We start from the raw sequence: 18,920 nt of genomic DNA on the forward strand, positions 1-18,920 counted from the left end.
CTTGTTACCGACATCGAAATGTCTACAATTTCTTAACCTGAATATAAAGTAGTCGATCAAAGTGTCGACAATCAAGTAAATTGTCGACAATTTAGACTAAGGTCGTAATTTAAATGGGCCAAAAATGCCTATTAAGTGCCGTTTTTAGCAGGAATAAAGAATGAGGAACTCATATTGTCGACAACTTATAAACTTTTAAGCTTATGATCTAAAAATTAAAAGCTCAGCTGTCGAACAATAATCGGATAAAAAACTATTCTTTAGGTACAAATTGATCAAAGACTTGTTGCGAAGTCATCTTTTGTGAAGCGGAATTGAGGTCATAATAAGCTGGCTTTTCATCGGTAAAAATCTCTAAAGTGAGTTTGAAATCTGGGTTATCGAACAAACCAGCGGAAAGAATGTACTCACCTGTCGGCAACAAATGGTAGAAAAGGTTTGTCCCACACTCACCGCAAAACCCCCTCACACCCCAGTCTGACGACTGATAACGTTTAGGTTCGCCACCTTTAAACGTCACGTTAGGCCCACAATGCACCGCATGAAGTGCGCCACTCGACCATTTTCGACACATAGAGCAATGACACAGGCTAACCTCATTTTTAACCTCAGCGATGACTTCAATTGCCCCGCACAAACACGTCCCTTTCATTCTCTTTTCCTCGTTCATTTTCCGTCATTTTATTATGGCCTACCAAAGCGTAAAGCCGCATGACCTAACACCAACTTCTCGCCGTGAACTTTATGAACAAAATAACCGAAATGCTCAATATTCTCTTTATATCTCTTTTACAGACAGATATTTAACACTTAATTAACCTTTACACCAAGTTCAGCTTTAACGCTTACAAGGCATGACAACTGAGCAAAAACAATAAGGCTCAACTAAATAGAGTCGCTAACATAAGGAACGTGAACATGTTAAAGGTACTCAAACCAACGCTCGCAGCTTCAATCATCGCAGCTTCATTTTCATTCAACGCTCTTGCTGCAGATATTGAAAAAATGCACTTTCTTATCCCTGGAGGTGCCGGTGGCGGTTGGGACATGACCGCCCGAGGTACTGGTGATGTATTAATAAAATCAGACATCGTCGAAACCGTATCATTTCAAAACCTATCTGGTGGTGGCGGTGGCAAAGCAATCGCACATTTGATTGAAACGGCTGATCGTCAAGAAGATACACTCATGGTGAACTCAACACCGATCGTCGTTCGCTCGCTCAGTGGGATCTTCCCACAATCTTTCCGCGACTTGACTCCTGTTGCCGCAACGGTTGCCGATTATGGCGCCATTGTTACATCAGCCGATTCTCCTTATAGCTCTTGGGAAGATGTCGTTAAAGCTTTTAAAGAAAACCCACGTAAGGTGAAGGTTGCTGGTGGCTCTGCTCGTGGTTCTATGGATCATTTGGTTATAGCAGCAGCTTTCAAAGGTGAAGGTTTTGATGCGCGTAAAGTTCGTTACATTGCCTATGATGCAGGTGGAAAAGCCATGGCAGCCCTACTTTCAGGCGAAACACAACTGCTCTCTACAGGGCTAGGTGAAGTACTCGAAATGTCTAAGTCTGGGCAAGTGAAAGTGTTAGCGATTACAGCACCAAAACGTTTAGAAGCTGCGCCTAACATTCCAACTCTCACCGAATATGGTAATGAAACTGTCTTTGCTAACTGGCGTGGATTCTTTGCAGCACCAGGCACAAGCCAAGAAAAGCTAGATGAATGGAATGCCGCATTTACTAAAATGTATAACACCGACGAATGGCAAGTCGTTCGAGACCGCAATGGTTGGATCGACAACTATAAAGCGGATAAAGCATTCTTCGCGTTTCTTGAAGATCAAGAGCAGCAGATGGGTGACTTAATGCGCGAGTTAGGCTTCCTGAAGTAACAATCGAATTGGGGTCCCTCAGATACCAACCTCAATGAATAACGTAGGTTGGTATTTCCCCATTGTATTTGTACTCTAAGTTTCACCGCATATGGACATTGTCGACAATCGACATGCACACTCCTTTGTTTATATACCCAAAGCGGCTCGACTAGCAGCGAAATGCTTAATTGTTAATGGTTTAGTTTATTCATTGACGTCCATATGCGGTCTTTTTTACTTTTGTTAGGAGTTGAATATGCCTCGTTCAACCAACTTTTTCACCAAAGAGTATTTGCTCTGTCGTGACCGCGTCGGCGCAATGATCTTTCTACTTTTCTGTCTTTGCTACGGTTATCAAACCTCACAAATTCCATTGTTTCCAGGTGATGAGTATGAACCATTCACCGCACGTACTCTGCCAACCATCCTGACTTACGTTGGTGTCGGCCTTTCTTTGCTATTGCTGGTGACAGGACAACCAGATAAACAAAGTGGCGCAGTGCTGACCTTCAATTGGAAGTTACTGATTGCCTTTTTAATTTTAATGGCGCTCTACGGCGTGGGCCTGACTTATCTAGGTTTTGTGATAGCTACTGGCTTCTTTTTATTGGCTGGCTTTTATCTGCTCGGGGAAAGACGTAAACCCGTTCTGTTTGGCGCGTCGTTTCCATTCGTGATCGCGTTCTACTTATTACTCACTCAAGGTTTGGACATCTATCTCGAACCGGGTTTGATTTTCACCATCTGGTAGTCAAAGAAAGGACTGAATTATGTTAGATGGAATTCTACAAGGTTTATCCACCGCAGTAATGCCAATGAACATTATGATGGTGATCGTTGGTTGCTTCGTCGGTACATTTATCGGCATGTTACCTGGACTTGGGCCGATCTCAGCCATTGCTTTGATGATCCCAATTACTTATGGCCTAGAGCCCTCCTCTGGCCTTATTTTAATGGCGGGTGTTTATTACGGTGCGGTATTTGGTGGTTCTACATCGTCGATTTTAATTAACGCGCCGGGTTGTTCTTCAACCGTGGTCACAGCATTCGACGGCTACCCAATGGCTCAAAAAGGCCAGGCAGGTAAAGCATTAGCTTTGGCAGCTTATTCGTCTTTCACTGGCGGTACGCTATCTGCCATTATGTTGCTTGTTGCCGCACCAGCATTGGCTAGCGTCTCCCTTAGCTTCCAATCGTCGGACTATTTTGCGTTGATGCTACTTGGGTTATCAGCAGTCGCGGCTTTTGCGGGGAAAGGTCAGGTAATCAAAGCGTGGATGATGACCATTCTTGGTTTGATGCTATCTACAGTTGGAATCGATAAAGGCGTAGGCGTTGAACGCTTTACCTTCGGTTTAACGGATTTAATGGATGGCTTTAGCTTCTTGTTGCTTGCAATGGCGACATTCGCACTGGGTGAAACATTGATGGGCATTCTTAAACCATCAAAAGACACCAGCGATGAAGAACAAGAAAAGCTGAGCAACATTGGCTCAATGAAAGTGACCAAGGAAGAAATCAAAGATGTTGCGCCTGTTTCAATTCGCTCTTCAATATTAGGTTTCTTCACTGGCGTTCTTCCTGGCGCAGGGGCGACTATTGCTGCTTTTTTAAGCTATGGTATGGAGCGCAACCTCGCACCTAAAGAGAAAAAGGATGAGTTCGGTAAAGGCAGTATCCGTGGCTTGGTTGCGCCAGAGTCTGCGAACAATGCAGCATCTAGTGGTTCATTTGTACCGCTATTAACGCTTGGTATTCCGGGGTCTGGTACAACAGCAATAATGCTCGGTGCGCTGATCGCTTATGGTATCCAGCCTGGCCCTCGCCTATTTGTTGAACACCCAGATGTGTTCTGGTCAGTGATCATTTCCATGTACTTCGGCAACATCGTACTTGTGATCCTGAACTTACCGTTGATTCCGTACATTTCAAAGCTTTTGGCGGTTCCAAGAACGGTGCTTCTACCGATGATTTTATTCTTCTCAATCACCGGGGTTTATTTGGTCTCTTTTAACACTATGGATGTGTTCGTGATGCTGATTGTGGCTATGGCTGCCATTGCACTTCGGCTCGCTAACTTCCCGCTCGCACCTTTATTGCTGGGCTTCATCCTTGGAGGATTAATGGAAGAGAACTTACGCCGCGCATTAATGATTTCAGATGGAGAACTGAGTTTCCTATGGGAACGTCCTATTACCCTTACCTTTACTGTTTTAGCTGTATTGGTATTGGCAAGTCCACTAATCGTAAAGCTGATTCAAAAGTTTAAAGCACAGCCAGTCAGCGTTGAGCAGTAATCGCTGTCTCTTTCAACCTAGATAAAGCCATCCATCGTGATGGCTTTATCTTCCGCCCTCCAAATCGTTCGCTTATTGTGCAGATGGTATTGACAAATCACTGTCGTTATATGAAGGTGATTGTATGAACACACACTTAGCGCAACTTAACCAACGAATTATCATTATTCCATAGGAATGGTGGGATTTTTTGATGCGCTCAGTATTTATCGAACCCACCCATAGCGGTGGGTTTTCTGTCTCTACCGTATGGGAAAAGCTCTCTTGGAGGCGGTCACAATGCAAAAAATAGCAGTTTTTGGTAAACCCGGCAGTGGAAAATCGACGGTAAGTAAAGCAATCGCGTCTGCTACCGGTCTTCCTCTTCATCAATTAGATTCAATAGTCTATAAACCAAACGGTGATCCCGTTGAGCGTAACGTTTTTGATGAAGCCCATAGCAATATACTAAGCTCAGATCGTTGGATTATAGATGGCCTTGGACCGCTCAGCTCTTTCAACGCTCGTTTAGATGCAGCCGATACTCTCATTTATATTGATCTACCATACTCCGTAAGCTATTGGTTTGTGACGAAACGTCTCCTTAAAGGACTATTCATAAAACCTGAAGGTTGGCCTGATGGTAGTTCGGTACTGAAAGGAACGTTACAAAGCTACAAAGTTCTTCAGCAATGCCCTGCATTCTGGAATGATGACTTTATGTCTCGCCTCGAAGGGTACTCTCAAAGTAAAACCGTTCATGTCATCAAAAACGTTACAGAACTGAACAATTTTGTTTTAGAGCGGGTAAAGTAAACCTCATATCAGAACATTAGAGCATGTGGGTTAGAGCATCTGAAGCTCTAACAATGAAAAAGAACATAACAAGGATTGTTTATGCTTTTAGAACTAGCACTTTTATTCGTTGCTGGCGTAATTGGTGGGATCATTAACTCCATAGCGGGAGGCGGAAGCTTTATTACTTTTCCGGCTCTATTGGCAGTTGGTGTTCCTCCTATTATGGCTAACGCAACAAACACGTATGCTTCATGTGCGGGTTACATTAGCGGAGCCGTCGGGTTCAGAGAAGAGATCATGAAGAACAAGCATGAACTGCTGTTCACAGTCTCATTCAGTTTAGTCGGCGGCGCTGTCGGAGCATATCTGTTGCTCAACACGCCAGAATCGCTATTTATGGAAGCTATCCCTTGGTTACTCTTATTTGCCACCGTGCTTTTTCTCATCGGTTCTCGTTTAACAATGCTAATCAAAACTGTCGCGAAAGAGCACAAACATGCTGGCATACTCGGAGCAATCGCGTTGGGTTTACTACTTGTTGGTGTCTCTGCTTACGGTGGTTTTTTCAACGCAGGTTTAGGGGTTATTGTTCTGAGCTATCTGGTAGTAGCTGGCCACCAAGACATTAATTTAATGAACGGTTTGAAATTGCTCGTATCTACGTGTGTTTCACTCATTGCTATCGTGATTTTTGTTGCCAATGGCTCCATTGACTGGCACACAGGTAGTGTTGTTTTGGTCGGTACGTTGGTAGGTGGGTATCTTGCAGCTCGTGTATCTCGTCAACTGAATCCCAATCATGTTAAAGGGTTTGTTGCTCTTTCTTCTATTCTCATCACTATCTACTTTTTCATTGATGTTTATGTTTAAGCAAAACTTGTACAAGTGGATAACAATCCTACAAAAACACCAGCGCGAAAGATTAATGCAGATAGCTTAACGATTTTTGTGTCACTCCAGCGAGGTTAGGAATCTAATATCACTACACTGAGCGGCTAATGAAACCATTTTGATCACAAAGTGCTCGGATAGAAGATCCTGTATCACGCTCCTTCGTCGCTGTACAGGATGACGAGAAATAGAAATATGCCACTCGCGGTTAAACGAGTGGCATTGATCGAGAAAGATGGCGTTTTACATCAATAATAAGAGAAAGTAACGCTTACTTAATCAGCCCTACTTCTTTGTAGTATTTGAGCGCACCTGGGTGAAGAGGCGCAGATAAACCGTCTTTTACCATTTCCTCTTTCTTCAAGTTTGCAAACGCTGGGTGGAGACGGCGGAAATCATCGAAGTTTTCAAATACCGCTTTAACCACGTTATAAACCACATCTTCTGGTACCGCAGTAGAAGAAACAAACGTCGCGCCCACACCAAAGGTTTGAACATCACTATCTGTGCCACGATACATACCACCTGGGACATTTGCGACACGATAGAAGCTGTTGTCTGCAACCAGTTTTTCTACATTAGGTCCAGCTACCGTTACGATATTACTATCACACGACGTAGTGGCTTCTTTAATCGCTCCACTTGGGTGACCAACGGTATAAATCATCGCATCAATTTTGTTATCACAAAGTGCTTTTGATTGCTCTGCTGCTTTTAACTCAGAGACAAGCTTAAAGTCGTCGTTACTCCAACCATACTGGTTCATTAGCACTTCCATAGTACCTCGCTGACCAGAACCAGGATTACCAATGTTGACGCGCTTACCTTTCAAGTCATCAAAAGTTTTGATGTTCGCGTCTTTACGTGCAACGACAGTAAACGGTTCTGGATGAACGGAGAATACGGCGCGCAGCTCTTTAAAAGGCCCGCTTTCTTCAAACTTACTGGTTCCTTTGTAAGCATGATACTGCCAGTCTGATTGCGCGATACCAAGGTCCAATTCACCAGCACGAATAGTGTTGATGTTATAAATCGACCCCCCAGTACTTTCTACCGAACAACGGATACCGTGATCTTCTCGCGATTTGTTAACCAAGCGACAAATAGCGCCACCAGTCGGATAATAAACCCCTGTTACGCCACCGGTACCAATCGTGACAAACGTTTCCTCCGCAGACGCAGAAAAGCCTGTTGTGAGTGCCGCCAAAGAAGCCGCAAGTGCGATTTGCTTAAACTTAAACATTGAACATCCCTTTTACTTGTGTTGATGACCGTTTAAGTATAGCAACCGTTAACAATTTGATAACGTTTGAGTTCTCATCCTTGGCGGTTGATTTATAGATATATACTTTTTTATCAACTTAACCTACTGATAAATAGCATTTAGACTTGAATCCCATAAAAAAAGCGTTGTATAAACAACGCTTTGTAGTTAGTGAAACGGATGGTTACACCGTTGGGACTGATGCTCGCCACGCTTGGTTCTGGCTATCTGAGATAGATCGGAACAAGTCACGTAGCTCTTTCAATAAGCCTTCTTGGAAACCAATGTTTTCATCGGCTTTCTGTTTGGCTGCTTGTGCGCGAGTCGCTTGTACTTCATCATCTTTGCTGCGCGCTTGCGCTTTGGTTTGCTCTACATTCGATGCTGAGTTTGCCATCTGGCCCAAAGCTTGAAGAATAGCGTTCTTCGCTTGGTTTGAGCTCATCAACTTATCGAACTTACGGCCACCACTTGTCAGCTGCGCTGTCGTGTCTGCGATATTGTCTTTCGCTAGTGAGTGCGCACGCTTAACCTGATCTTGCTGAGTTTTAGACAAGCTATTGTTATTTAATAACTCTTCTGCTTGATCGAAGCCAGCTTTTTGCGTTTTCAGTACATTATTGCTCGCCATTTCATTCTTGATTTCTTTCCCTGCTTTGAAAGAACCAAGGGCACCAATAATTGCGGTAGCACCCGCTAATACACCCGAAACGACTGCCATCGCGATCATTGCGCTTGCCGAGTTGTTGAGTTCTGCCGCTTGGCTTTCTAAACTCGCGACGTTTGCTTCAACAGCAATTTCACGTTGTAGCACTTGCTGCTCACGGCTCAGCTTTGATACTTGATACAACAATGTTAATAGCGTCAACGATTGTGATACCGCATCTGATGGTGACTTGATCACCTCCTCACCGTTAAGTGCTTTCATCGTTGTGCTCATTAATGAGCTCACCGTCGGCGCAAGAGCACTCATTAAGTTTGCAACAACTTGAGCTTGGTTACTCACTGTAGGAGCTTTAGGTGTCTCTAACTGGTAGCGTGCTGCACCAGAAACACCTGACTCACTTTGGCTTTTAACGGCGCCCGCTTCAAGCTTTGTTTCCGGCACTTTTTCTGCTTTGTTGGTTTTAATGGTATCGCCTAAACCGTATAGTTCACCACGACCCATTCCGCCTACTTTATCTAGCATAATAAACTTCTTATACCGTTGCAGGACGGCTTAACACCGTTTGCATAGTTTCACTTTTCGCTTGAATCATTTGCATGATGAGGCTCATCAACTCTTGGAAGTCTTCCATCAACTTACCAATCTCTTCTTTGAGCTTATCAATGACAGCCTGGCTTAACGTCATTTTGGCTCGAAGGTCTGTGATATCAGCCTGAATCTCTGTCACGTGAGCATTGTTAGCAGCGTGGACACTGTCCGTTGCGCCTTTACCCACGTTGACGGCGAGATCAACGGTTTCTGCGCCATAACGAATCGCTTTCGCTGTTGTTGTCGCAGCTTTTGTGCCCATATCCGCCACTTTCGCCATGTTTGCAGCGGCTTTCGTAGCGATTTCCGTGACCTTTTGAGCTACCTTACCAGCACCTTTCGCTGCAAGTTTCGCGATACCGCCAGCTGCTGCACCACCAAACGTCACAACAGCTCCGATAACCGCGACGGCGATTTCTAATGCCATTACGACTTTGTTTAACACATCGACATTTACGCCCGCTTCTTTTAGCGCATCTTGAACGGCTGGCTCTTGCAACGCCATGCTCACTGCTCCCATGACGCCACCAGCGATCATAAGTGCACCGGCTGCTGCACCAACACCCGTTGCCACCATTACGGCACCAACAACAATAGAAACCACCGCACTGATCCAACCAAAGATCTTCGCTGCTAAGCCTGATTTTTGGGCTTCTTTTGCAGCGGCTTCCGATTCTTTGATTTTGTCTTGGTTTTCCACCATCTCTTTTTCGTGCTTAGCTTTTGCGACCTTCACTTCCTGAATTTTCAGCTCGTTTTGAGCACTTTTCAGTTTATCCGTGATAGCAGCAAGCTCTACTTCAAAATCATCAGCAGATCCTGCGATGATTTTGACGGCAATCGAACCTGTTTGGTCTGCAACTGCATGGAGAGATTTTGCAATGGTATCGACGATCTTTTGCAGCTGTGCCATGGCTTTTAGCGTCAAATCATTCACTTTGTCACTAACAGCTGCGTTAGGTGCATCTAACTGAACTTTTACTTTTCCGGTGTTCAGTACATCTGCATCTTTACTCTTCACGTTTTCTACCGTCACAGAAGGCGTCGCTGTAGACGCCGTTTTCTGCACGTTATCTAACGTGGCTTGGCCAGATTCAGGGCTATAAACCTGTGTCTGGATGCGGTCAAGTGCAATAGAACTCATAGTCTAATTACTCCTTTTTATTTCTCACCGCTTCTAACATGATGCCTGCACGCTCATGCAAATCTGCATATTGTGATTTTCCGGCAGACATCTCCTTCGCGCTGTAAAACCCACTCTCTGCTTCTGTCAGTTGTTCCAGTTTAAGGTGACATTCAGCAGAGTGAAAAGGTGGGCGTGGATCATTTACGTCCACTAGCGCTGCGTAGCTGTAGGCGTCTATTGCCTGCAGATACTCACCCAACTCCTGACGAGCCGCGCCAAGGCCAATGAAAAATCGCGCCTGATAATGATCAAGCATGCTGAGTAATTGAAATACTTTCGCTGCTTGCTCAATCTTTCCCGATTGGAAAAAGTTGTAACCTACGGCATAAATGTGTTCGATGGTGTCCTGAGACACATCGTGCAACATTTTTAGCGTGCCTCCCTCTTCCAAAAAAGACAGCAGTTCTTCTGCTTGCATTTGAGATGGATCGGTCGCGTTTGTTTTAGTCATGGTTGGTTATCCTTAAATGGCTCGTAGGATTTCTTGTAAAATACTGTGGTACTTCTGAACAAACTTGTTCATCGCTTCAACGGTCGAGTTGTATTGAGAACTGGTGTCGTTCAGCTCAGTGGTTTTGATTTGCACTTCATCGTTAAGCAACTTGGATTTAGCACTGACAGAACTAGAAAAATTAGACAGCTTTTTCGACTTCTCTTCGTCTTGGTACGAAGCACCATCACCGATAGTAATACCTTGTGTTTGAAGGAAGTCTCGATGGTTTGTTATCTTATTATCCGTCAAATACTTGTACTCAGGTGAAGCTTCAAAATCCGTTTGATTGCTGTAGTTAAAGTCACTCGCTTTGAAGTTACTTTCTGGATATCCCGGTTTATAAACCCCATCAACACTTTGCGTAGAGTGAATTTTTGATTGCACAACACCAAAAACTTTAAGCTGTATTGTGAGATCCTCTAATGCCTCTTTCTGGTCATTACGTTTCTCTAAACGGTTAACACGACGCTCATTTAGTGCAAGCAGCACTTGCTCATCAAAACGGTCTCCAATGCTGGACTCAACAACAGCCAACAAATCACGAGCCGTTAGAGAGTGCTCTGCTCTCACCTCGCGATCCGCTTTCTCTTTATCGGTGATATTGAGTAGACGCTCTTTCAATGCCCCTAAGTTTTTGCGCAATGCCTCGTATCGCTCAGTAAATGAAGCCCCGGTAGATTCACCTTTTACTATTTTTTCAAACTGTAATCGGATGTCTCGTTCGGTGTTTTCTTTGATCAAAGTAACTTGAGCTGACGTTATTTGTGTCTTTTGGACATCGGCTATCGCGCTGTCCTGGTAAAAGTCGTCGATTTCTATATTTGTTAAACTCACCGCGAAGTTGGCGAACAGACTAGAAAGGGTCAAAGGCTCGGTTCCGCCAATGACAGTGTTAAGTGCTGCTTTAAGGTTGTTTGTTCCAGCCGCCTCCCCATAAGCTGCGCGATATTGGCCTTTCACTTGAGCGGCCATTTCATTTAGCGCCTCTTTAAGCTGCTGTTTAGAAATACCGGGAGTCCAAGTGATTCGATTAGCTAACGCACTTGCGTCATCGGTGCTTAAAGTAATACCGATGCCTTGAAAACTACTTTTTAATTGAGCTGAGACTTGAAGAGCGAAACTCTCTTTAGTCAACAGGAAATCCGAGCTCTTCAGTTGCGCGAGATTAACGGAACCTAAGCTACTAAAGGCATTGCGAAGAAAAGAAATAGAAGCATCTCTCACTTCACGGGAGCTCATTTGATTAGCAAGCTCTGCAACAAAAAGAGAAATTTCTTTGGTGGCATTAGCCAGACCTGTCTCGGAGAGGTTGGCGATCTGCTCCGCTTGGTTACTCTGAGTGCCCAGATTAAATTGACTAACAAACTCAGTAGATAACGAGCTATCTACGTTGTCCGTCAGTAACTTACTAAACCAAGCCTGAAACTGATTTGATAGCGTTTGGTTTGTTTGAGCATTAAACTCAGCTGTGGTTAATTCGCCATCTGAGTTAGCACTTTGTAGCGACTTTATCCAGACAGATGCGGTGTCGTTCAACGATATGCCAGCAAACGCGTTATTTTTCGCTTTTAGGTTTTCAAGCGTATCAACATAAAGCGCGATACTTTGTGATTCCGTTTGTCCCGAGATAGTTGGCAATGAAGAGATTAGGGAGGCAAGTTGCTGAGTCTCTGCTTCACCCAGTACAGGGGTAAATGCCTCTATCAAGTTTTGTTGGAAAGTGGGTAATGGTGCACTACTCGCAGCTGTGTCTGTTGCTCCTGTCGTAGAGCCAGTCGTTTTCATATTCGTCATTTCCAAACCTCTAAATCATCATGCCGCGCATCACTGTGGGACGCTTTCTGCGTTTACCTGACGTACCTTGTAGCTGATTTTGTTGTTGCCGGCGGCGCTGGACTTCGTCTATTAGCTCTTGCTCTGCACGTTTCATGGTATTTACTGGCGCTTTTATGCCGCCAAGTAAAACATCTCCCGCAACAGGACCAACACCTAAGCCTTCCAATAGCTCGTTAAAAATATCGGTTCTGTCTTCAGCTTTTCTAATGGCAAGCTCAGCGTTCTCAATCGCATCGGTAAACGGTTGCTTCATCTTGATTCCTATCTTAAAGCGGGTCATCTCATCGGCGCTGTCAGTAACAGTCGAGAGTTTTTACTTTTTCTACTTTTTCAAAGGTCTATAATCTGCTAGGCGTAAACAGTACCAGTCTTCTAGCTCATCATGGCTTGCACCGCATGCTTTTAGATAGAACTGTGCCAATCGCTGGCTGCTCATGTTGCTACCACGTAACACATCGACGTTGCCGCGAATGACCCAATCGGAGGGATAAAGTTGAATGGCATGTTCAGCCAAGAGAAATAAGCCGGCAAAGGGGTTACTCAACCCCAATTTTGGACGAACGCGTTTCAGAAGAACGATGATGATTTCACCGTCCTCCACCCGAAAAACGAGCTCTAAGCCTTCAACTTCAATTCGATAACCAAGTTGAATTTCACTTTGTTGCCAAAAGTATGGCGTCACTTCGATCCCCGCTTGCGCCAGCGAGAGTATTAGTTTTGTTTTCATTACATCCCCACCCTTCCAAGTGGCTGAATATTGATTTGCTGGGTTAGTTCTTGAAATGACAAAACGGGCAGATCATAGTATTCCGATTCAATAAGCTTTCGCACATATCGGCGTACATCCATAGACACAACTAGCACAGGTTTATTCGGCATGCGGCTTAAGTCACCAATGGTCTGTTTCACATCACTGACAAATTGTTGCGTTACTGACGGATCTAACGCCAAGTAACTCCCTGCTGAGGTTTGACGAATACCGCTGCGTATTGTGTCTTCGAGATTTTGATCCAATAAGTAAGCGGGCAACATGTTTTGTCCGCTTGCGTATTTGTAGCAAATGTAACGTTTTAAGCTGGAACGAATGTACTCCGTCAGCTGTACAACATCTTTCTCTTTTTGGCCCCACTCAACCATCGCTTCCAAGATCACGCGAAGGTTTCGGATAGAAATGTCTTCAGAAACCAAGCGTTGCAAGATTTCCGTCATTTTTTGCAACGGAACAATACGCTGGGCCTCTTTGACTAGCTCCGAATAACTGCCTTCCATCTGCTCCAACAGATAACGCGTCTCCTGAATACCAATAAAGTCTTGTGCGTACTCCTTGAGAACATGAGACAAGTGGTACGTTAAAATCCTGTCGGGTGTGAGAAAACCGACATGACTGGCTACGAGTTTTTGCTCATAACTCTGTGCCACCCAAGTGCTAGAAATACCAGGTAGAAAATCTTCATCTTGCTCATAAGGCACGCCTAATAAATCGATCTGTTCATTCCCTTCTGTCACCAAGAGTTGATCTTTAACAATTCGTCCTCGTGCAACCGGGACTTCTTGTAACTGAATTAAGTACTCGCCATTTTGCATCCCCTCGTTAAAGCGCAGGTGGATGCCTGGGAAAGGCACGCCTAGGTCGAGATATAGTGCGCGTCTAACCCTTGCTAGCTCTTCATTTAATGCGACCGCTTCCAAGCTTTCCTGAAGGCTCGCGTCAAGATCAATCAACAGCGGGACCGTCATGGCGAACTCTTCTTGCTCACCTAACTTACCTTTGCTGTTTCTAGAAGGCGTGGGTTTGCTTGGCTTCGCTGCTGGCGATCCGGCCCCTTGCGAAACAAAGCTTGATAAGTCGGTGCTATCTGATTCAGCTTGTTTTTTCTGTTGATAGAAAAGGAAGAAACCACCACCACCAACCACGGCGGCCAAGACAAGAAAAGTGATTTTTGGAAACCCAGGGATGAGTGCGAACAGCACCAAAAGCACACCACCAATAAGAAGTGCTCGTGGCTGAGCAATCACCTGCCCACCAATATCCGATCCAAGATCAGAAGAGTCTTCATGGGAAACACGCGTCACGATAATACCGGCGGTAATCGCGATAAAGAGTGCCGGGATCTGCGATACCAAACCATCGCCAACGGTCAAAATCGCAAACAATTCAAGTGCTTCAGAAGCACTCATGCCTTTTTGCGTTACCCCGATCGTGACGCCACCTAAGATGTTGACCACAATGATGACCAGACCCGCAATGGAGTCGCCTTTAACGAACTTCATCGCGCCATCCATCGAGCCATACATTTGGCTTTCTTTTTCAATCAGTGATCGTCGGTGCCTAGCTTCGTGTACGTCAATTACTCCGGCACGCATGTCACCGTCAATACTCATCTGCTTACCAGGCATCGCATCGAGTGAGAAGCGCGCACTAACTTCTGCTACCCTTTCTGAGCCTTTGGTGATCACCATAAACTGAACAATGGTAATGATCAGGAACACAACAATACCGACCACTAAGTTACCGCCCACAACGAAGTTACCGAATGTATAAACGATTTGACCAGCATCGCCTTGTAGCAAGATCAAGCGGGTTGTCGTGATAGATAAAGACAGACGAAACAATGTCGTGATCAATAGCACCGCAGGAAATGCAGAGAACTCAAGTGGCGTGGTGATGTAAATCGCTAACATAAGCAGCACCACCGCAATGCTCATGTTGGTGCCAATCAGCACATCCACCAGTGCGGTAGGAAGTGGCAATATCATCATAAAGACGATCGCGAGTAACATCACCGCAAGCATGATGTCTTTGCGTTGCCCTACTTTGTTTAGAATATCGACCAACTTATTCATGTGATTCACTATTTAAAGATTGCAGATAGCGTCGGTGCGCTTGGCGTGCCCCATCGACGTCATTTTGTTTCCAACGCGCTTGGCTTAAACAAAACCAGAGTCCTGCCGAGTCAGGATGAAGGTCGGATTTTAATAAGTGCTCGCACACCTCAATCGCCCGGGTATATCGACCACTTTGTAAACATGCCACAGCAAGTGTTTGCATCGCCTCTTTGTGCTGCGGTTCTATTTCTAGAACCGCATCGAGAATAGAAATGGCATGCTCTGGCTTTTGGTATTGAACTTGTAGCGCAGCGTGAACAAGTAAGAGTTCAATGTCTTTGGATCTCAACATGTTGGTTAGACCTGAATAAGAAGATTGAGCGCCATAGTGAGGTAACGCTGATCAAGTTGTGTACTTTGTAGCGTTTCAGATGCTTTGATAAAAGAAGCGGAGCCTGAATCCTGTGCAAGAACTTGCAGCTGAGCTAACGTTTCATCAAATTGTTGACGGTATTTTTCTGGACGCAACAACTCTGAGTGCAGCAGCTTGGGCTTAGTTAACGCGATGAGATATTGGTCTGAAGGCCGGAGGTCATAGAGCTTCTCTAAATGAGTAGCGACCGCCTGACCATCAGGAAGCAATTGAAATCGCTCTGGGAAATCGGCCTTAACTTCACTATGAGTAACATGCGTAAAGGCTTCGATGCCTACGTTTAAAGTGCTGACTCGAGTCATGAGCCTGCCACATCGTTATGTAGACGAGCCAAAAGCGTAAACGCTTGCTCTAAGGTCGGAAGTGTTACTTCTTCTCCTTTTAGCCTTGCTGAAAAAACCAGAGTTTGTTCATCTAACAAGCCGGTTTTAATTTCGAAAGGCCAGCCTTGATCGGCATGACACAAACACAGTGCACTTTGAATAATGTCACTGGTTTGATGCCAAGATAACGCTCGAGACAACATCAAGAATAACTGCTCACCCTGTCGCTCAATATGCAGCGTACCACTTTGCTCAAAATCCAGCTGCACCCGTCCAGCTGATGAGAAATCGACGGCATCGAGCCCCATTCCTCGGCAAAATTCATCGACGGATGCATCAATCCAACTCATCTTCCCACGCTTCCTCTTCTTCTATATCAATGGCTTCGTCTAGCGCCTTTTGTACCGCTTGGATTAAATTCTGTCGTTGTTCTTCATCGGCGAATACGTCAATTGGGATTGCGCGAACTAACTTATGGAACTCTCGAAAAAAATCGATTTTTTGTTCTACCGCCGTCAATTCCATTGCGTTGGCGACTTTCCATATCTCATCACTGCTTACCCATCGCTGCTCTACCAACGCAATCACATCAGCCATCAAATTAGAAACTTGATAAGCCATAATTCGTCCTTTCCGGTTTAAACATTTGGAACAGCTGACTCACACGATCTTGCAACGTATTTAGAGTTTTGAGTTTTTGCATATCGGACATCAACCACTGCAACTTAACCGAATCGATACTGCTACCTTGAACACTAAGATCTGCACTCATGCCTTGCAGCATAAAGTCAACAGCGGTCGATACCTCCTGCTCACCAAAGCGCGCCACCACATCTTGATAAGCAGCGCCGAGCCCTTGATAACTATGAACGGTATCGCGGTAGAAGCCGCGCAGCTGATGCAAAGAGCTAAACTCTTGCTCTTGGCTGTATTCATCAGCAAAATTTGAGACGCGAATTTCCGTATCAATTTGAGACCATGTATCAGGGTTTTGCTCGATTCTTAGAAGTGCTTGGTCAATCAGCGCTAGTAGGTGTTTACTTTCTGGACTCGCACTCAAAAACTTTTTCACGGCTTTTAGCGCGAGGTATTGATGGCTTTTCTCCTCGGAAAACCCATTCAAATAGGCTTGCAATTGCGCGATGGTCGAGATATTCCCTCCCGCCATTTTTGTAGCCAAATCTTTGATCTTTTGATTCTTTTCAAGATCAGGGACTTTTCTTAAGTAGTCCGAAACGAGTTCATGTGCTTCATTAACTCGAACACCACTGTCTTTCACTTTGCGCTTAGTCAGATCTTTCTCTGCTTTTTCGGAACCGAGTGAAGTGAGTTCTTCCATCGCATCAAAAAGTGATTGTGTGGCATTGTGAACACGGACGGTTTCACCGCGATAATTGCCTTTTTGTGAAACGTCGGGGCGAGACGATTCCAACCCGTTTTGGATAGACGCATCAAACTTTGGATTTGTTGCGATATGATTGTTGATAATACTCATTCACTTGCACTCCTTCCGCACAATACAGGCGAATTATAGGAAGTGCGCTTTGTTGAAGCTGTCAAAATCAGACGTGTTTTTTTAGTGCGCTTTCAGTTTTCTAAAAACTCCCGACTGATATTCACTATAAATTGATTCTTATACTTTCTATCCTCTCAGCATCAATCATTGCGCATATTTTTACCTTGAACGATTTCTCATACATCACTGATATCCAACAATCTGCGATTAAACACACGCGTTTGATCCAAATTCGCGGGCGCGTTACACAAGTCACCGGCACCATTATCAAAGCTGTCGTCCCTGGCGTTCGTGTAGGTGAACTGTGTGAGTTACGTAATCCCGATCAAACTCTGTCTTTGTTAGCGGAAGTGGTTGGCTTCCAGCAGCATCACGCTCTGCTCACCCCGTTAGGAAATATGTTTGGGATTTCCTCAAATACAGAAGTAAGCCCAATGGGCAAAATGCACGAAGTGGGTGTTGGCGACCACCTGTTAGGTACAACGCTTGACGGGCTTGGACGTCCTTTCGACGGTACGCAGAGTCAGGAACCAAGTGCTTGGTATCCTGTTTATCGCGATGCGCCACCACCAATGCAACGTAAACTAATTGAAAAGCCAATCTCTCTTGGCGTTCGATCCATTGATGGGCTACTGACCTGTGGTGAAGGTCAGCGCATGGGTATTTTTGCAGCGGCCGGCGGGGGTAAAAGTACCCTACTGGCAAAACTGATTCGCTCCGCAGAAGTTGACGTGACCGTTCTCGCCTTAATTGGTGAACGCGGACGCGAAGTGCGCGAGTTTATTGAGCATGACCTAGGCGAAGAAGGAATGGCCAAATCGGTTTTAGTGGTCGCTACCTCTGATCGTCCAGCAATGGAGCGCGCCAAAGCCGCTTTTGTTGCCACTTCTATCGCAGAATATTTTCGTGACCAAGGTAAACGCGTGCTACTGCTGATGGATTCTGTAACGCGTTTCGCCCGCGCACAGAGGGAGATTGGACTAGCCGCAGGCGAGCCACCAACACGACGTGGCTATCCGCCTTCCGTTTTTGCCGCTTTGCCAAAGCTGATGGAACGAGCTGGACAATCAGACAAAGGATCAATTACAGCACTGTACACCGTGTTGGTGGAAGGTGACGACATGACAGAGCCTGTCGCGGATGAAACTCGCTCAATTCTAGACGGGCACATCATTCTCTCGCGTAAACTTGCGGCAATGAACCATTACCCTGCGATTGATGTACTTCGGTCAGCAAGCCGAGTGATGAATCAAATCGTTGAATCCGATCATCAGGCGTCTGCTGCTCATATTCGCGAAATGTTAGCTAAGTATGAAGAAGTTGAACTGCTAATCAAAATTGGCGAATACCAACATGGCGCAGATAGCCGAGCGGATATGGCCATTGCACAAAGTGATGATATAAACGTCTTTTTACGCCAAGGCACGCATGAACCAAGCGATCTTGATGGCGCTATCGCTCAACTTAAAGGGATGGCGAAACAATGATAGAACGCTTATTAGAAATCAAAAAAATTCGCGCTGACCGTGCGGATAAAGCCGTCAAGCGTCAAGAATACCGAGTGTCAAACGCCGCAGCACAGGTTCAAAAGGCCGAACGTTCTGTCGCGGACTATCACGTTTGGCGCCAGGAAGAAGAAGAGCGACGTTTTGCTAAAGCAAAACAACAAACGCTCGTTCTTAAAGAGCTGGAAACATTAAGACAAGAAATCGCGTTGTTAAGAGAGAGAGAAGCCGAACTTAAACAACGTGTGGCCGAGTCAAAAAAAGCGCTTGAAATCGAACGCTCGGCACTTAAAGAAAAGCAAAAAGAGGCGCGACAAGCCCATAAAACCAAAGAAAAATTCGTTCAGTTGCAGCAACAAGAAGTCGCGGAAAAATCGCGAGAAAGGCAATACCAAGAAGAACTCGAACAGGAAGAGTTTCGCACTGTCGACATTATCTAAAGGTTC

At 45.1% G+C, this 18,920-nt stretch carries 21 protein-coding genes; 7 read left to right on the forward strand and 14 right to left on the reverse strand.

What is annotated here, in order from left to right; all coding sequences use genetic code 11:
- Nucleotides 1-253: 253 nt before the first annotated feature.
- Nucleotides 254-652, reverse strand: coding sequence for a GFA family protein (locus R7P74_RS17110; RefSeq protein ID WP_017633774.1), 399 nt, complete (start codon nucleotides 650-652; stop codon nucleotides 254-256).
- Nucleotides 653-918: 266 nt separating this feature from the next.
- Between R7P74_RS17110 and R7P74_RS17115 the strand changes: the two genes are divergently transcribed.
- From R7P74_RS17115 to R7P74_RS17135, 5 genes are all read left to right on the forward strand, one after another.
- Nucleotides 919-1,890 (forward strand): tripartite tricarboxylate transporter substrate binding protein, encoded by a 972-nt coding sequence (locus R7P74_RS17115; protein ID WP_005388181.1) that lies wholly within the window; start codon nucleotides 919-921, stop codon nucleotides 1,888-1,890.
- Nucleotides 1,891-2,128: 238 nt separating this feature from the next.
- Complete coding sequence (locus R7P74_RS17120; protein WP_005388179.1) at nucleotides 2,129-2,623, forward strand: tripartite tricarboxylate transporter TctB family protein; 495 nt, start codon at nucleotides 2,129-2,131, stop codon at nucleotides 2,621-2,623.
- Nucleotides 2,624-2,642: 19 nt separating this feature from the next.
- Nucleotides 2,643-4,169: a tripartite tricarboxylate transporter permease gene (locus R7P74_RS17125; RefSeq protein ID WP_005388177.1), complete on the forward strand. Its 1,527-nt coding sequence runs from the start codon at nucleotides 2,643-2,645 to the stop codon at nucleotides 4,167-4,169.
- A 279-nt stretch (nucleotides 4,170-4,448) separates the two neighbouring features.
- Nucleotides 4,449-4,964 carry an adenylate kinase gene (locus tag R7P74_RS17130; protein WP_318122995.1) on the forward strand — a complete coding sequence of 172 codons (516 nt, stop codon included), beginning with the start codon at nucleotides 4,449-4,451 and terminating at the stop codon, nucleotides 4,962-4,964.
- Nucleotides 4,965-5,045: 81 nt separating this feature from the next.
- Nucleotides 5,046-5,816, forward strand: coding sequence for a sulfite exporter TauE/SafE family protein (locus R7P74_RS17135; RefSeq protein WP_017633772.1), 771 nt, complete (start codon nucleotides 5,046-5,048; stop codon nucleotides 5,814-5,816).
- Between the two features lie 292 nt (nucleotides 5,817-6,108).
- Here R7P74_RS17135 and R7P74_RS17140 read toward each other — a convergent pair whose 3' ends face one another.
- From R7P74_RS17140 to sctW, 13 genes are all read right to left on the reverse strand, one after another.
- Complete coding sequence (locus R7P74_RS17140) at nucleotides 6,109-7,080, reverse strand: TAXI family TRAP transporter solute-binding subunit (protein ID WP_005388171.1); 972 nt, start codon at nucleotides 7,078-7,080, stop codon at nucleotides 6,109-6,111.
- Nucleotides 7,081-7,285: 205 nt separating this feature from the next.
- A complete protein-coding gene (gene vopD / locus R7P74_RS17145) occupies nucleotides 7,286-8,290 on the reverse strand; it encodes a type III secretion system translocon subunit VopD (protein WP_318122996.1) in 1,005 nt (334 codons plus the stop codon).
- Nucleotides 8,291-8,300: 10 nt separating this feature from the next.
- A complete protein-coding gene (vopB, locus tag R7P74_RS17150; protein WP_005377260.1) occupies nucleotides 8,301-9,500 on the reverse strand; it encodes a type III secretion system translocon subunit VopB in 1,200 nt (399 codons plus the stop codon).
- 7 nt (nucleotides 9,501-9,507) lie between these two features.
- Nucleotides 9,508-9,993, reverse strand: a complete 486-nt coding sequence (gene vcrH / locus R7P74_RS17155; protein ID WP_005377258.1) for a SycD/LcrH family type III secretion system chaperone VcrH — start codon at nucleotides 9,991-9,993, stop codon at nucleotides 9,508-9,510.
- Nucleotides 9,994-10,005: 12 nt separating this feature from the next.
- Nucleotides 10,006-11,829 (reverse strand): virulence-associated V antigen, encoded by a 1,824-nt coding sequence (locus tag R7P74_RS17160; protein ID WP_318122997.1) that lies wholly within the window; start codon nucleotides 11,827-11,829, stop codon nucleotides 10,006-10,008.
- 10 nt (nucleotides 11,830-11,839) lie between these two features.
- The gene (locus R7P74_RS17165) at nucleotides 11,840-12,124 is read right to left on the reverse strand and encodes an LcrG family type III secretion system chaperone (RefSeq protein ID WP_054867031.1); all 285 of its coding nucleotides are present in this window, start codon (nucleotides 12,122-12,124) and stop codon (nucleotides 11,840-11,842) included.
- Between the two features lie 69 nt (nucleotides 12,125-12,193).
- Nucleotides 12,194-12,598, reverse strand: coding sequence for an LcrR family type III secretion system chaperone (locus tag R7P74_RS17170; protein WP_318122998.1), 405 nt, complete (start codon nucleotides 12,596-12,598; stop codon nucleotides 12,194-12,196).
- Entirely contained in the window at nucleotides 12,598-14,724 is a 2,127-nt protein-coding gene (gene vcrD / locus R7P74_RS17175; RefSeq protein ID WP_318122999.1) for a SctV family type III secretion system export apparatus subunit VcrD, read from the reverse strand. Before vcrD ends, R7P74_RS17170 begins: the two co-directional genes overlap by 1 nt.
- Nucleotides 14,708-15,049, reverse strand: coding sequence for a type III secretion system chaperone VscY (gene vscY / locus R7P74_RS17180; RefSeq protein WP_005377248.1), 342 nt, complete (start codon nucleotides 15,047-15,049; stop codon nucleotides 14,708-14,710). Before vscY ends, vcrD begins: the two co-directional genes overlap by 17 nt.
- A gap of 5 nt (nucleotides 15,050-15,054) precedes the next feature.
- Nucleotides 15,055-15,432 carry a type III secretion system protein VscX gene (vscX, locus tag R7P74_RS17185; protein ID WP_005377246.1) on the reverse strand — a complete coding sequence of 126 codons (378 nt, stop codon included), beginning with the start codon at nucleotides 15,430-15,432 and terminating at the stop codon, nucleotides 15,055-15,057.
- A complete protein-coding gene (sycN, locus tag R7P74_RS17190) occupies nucleotides 15,429-15,803 on the reverse strand; it encodes a type III secretion chaperone SycN (protein WP_005377240.1) in 375 nt (124 codons plus the stop codon). Before sycN ends, vscX begins: the two co-directional genes overlap by 4 nt.
- Nucleotides 15,790-16,074 (reverse strand): TyeA family type III secretion system gatekeeper subunit, encoded by a 285-nt coding sequence (locus R7P74_RS17195; protein ID WP_005377239.1) that lies wholly within the window; start codon nucleotides 16,072-16,074, stop codon nucleotides 15,790-15,792. The genes sycN and R7P74_RS17195 overlap by 14 nt, the downstream gene beginning before the upstream one ends.
- Nucleotides 16,055-16,948 carry a type III secretion system gatekeeper subunit SctW gene (gene sctW / locus R7P74_RS17200; RefSeq protein ID WP_017821331.1) on the reverse strand — a complete coding sequence of 298 codons (894 nt, stop codon included), beginning with the start codon at nucleotides 16,946-16,948 and terminating at the stop codon, nucleotides 16,055-16,057. The genes R7P74_RS17195 and sctW overlap by 20 nt, the downstream gene beginning before the upstream one ends.
- A gap of 185 nt (nucleotides 16,949-17,133) precedes the next feature.
- Here sctW and vscN point away from each other — a divergent pair, with 185 nt between their 5' ends.
- Nucleotides 17,134-18,456, forward strand: coding sequence for a SctN family type III secretion system ATPase VscN (gene vscN / locus R7P74_RS17205; protein ID WP_318123000.1), 1,323 nt, complete (start codon nucleotides 17,134-17,136; stop codon nucleotides 18,454-18,456).
- Entirely contained in the window at nucleotides 18,453-18,914 is a 462-nt protein-coding gene (locus R7P74_RS17210; protein ID WP_005377236.1) for a type III secretion protein, read from the forward strand. The genes vscN and R7P74_RS17210 overlap by 4 nt, the downstream gene beginning before the upstream one ends.
- Nucleotides 18,915-18,920: the final 6 nt, after the last annotated feature.

This window comes from Vibrio sp. 2033 (assembly GCF_033339735.1).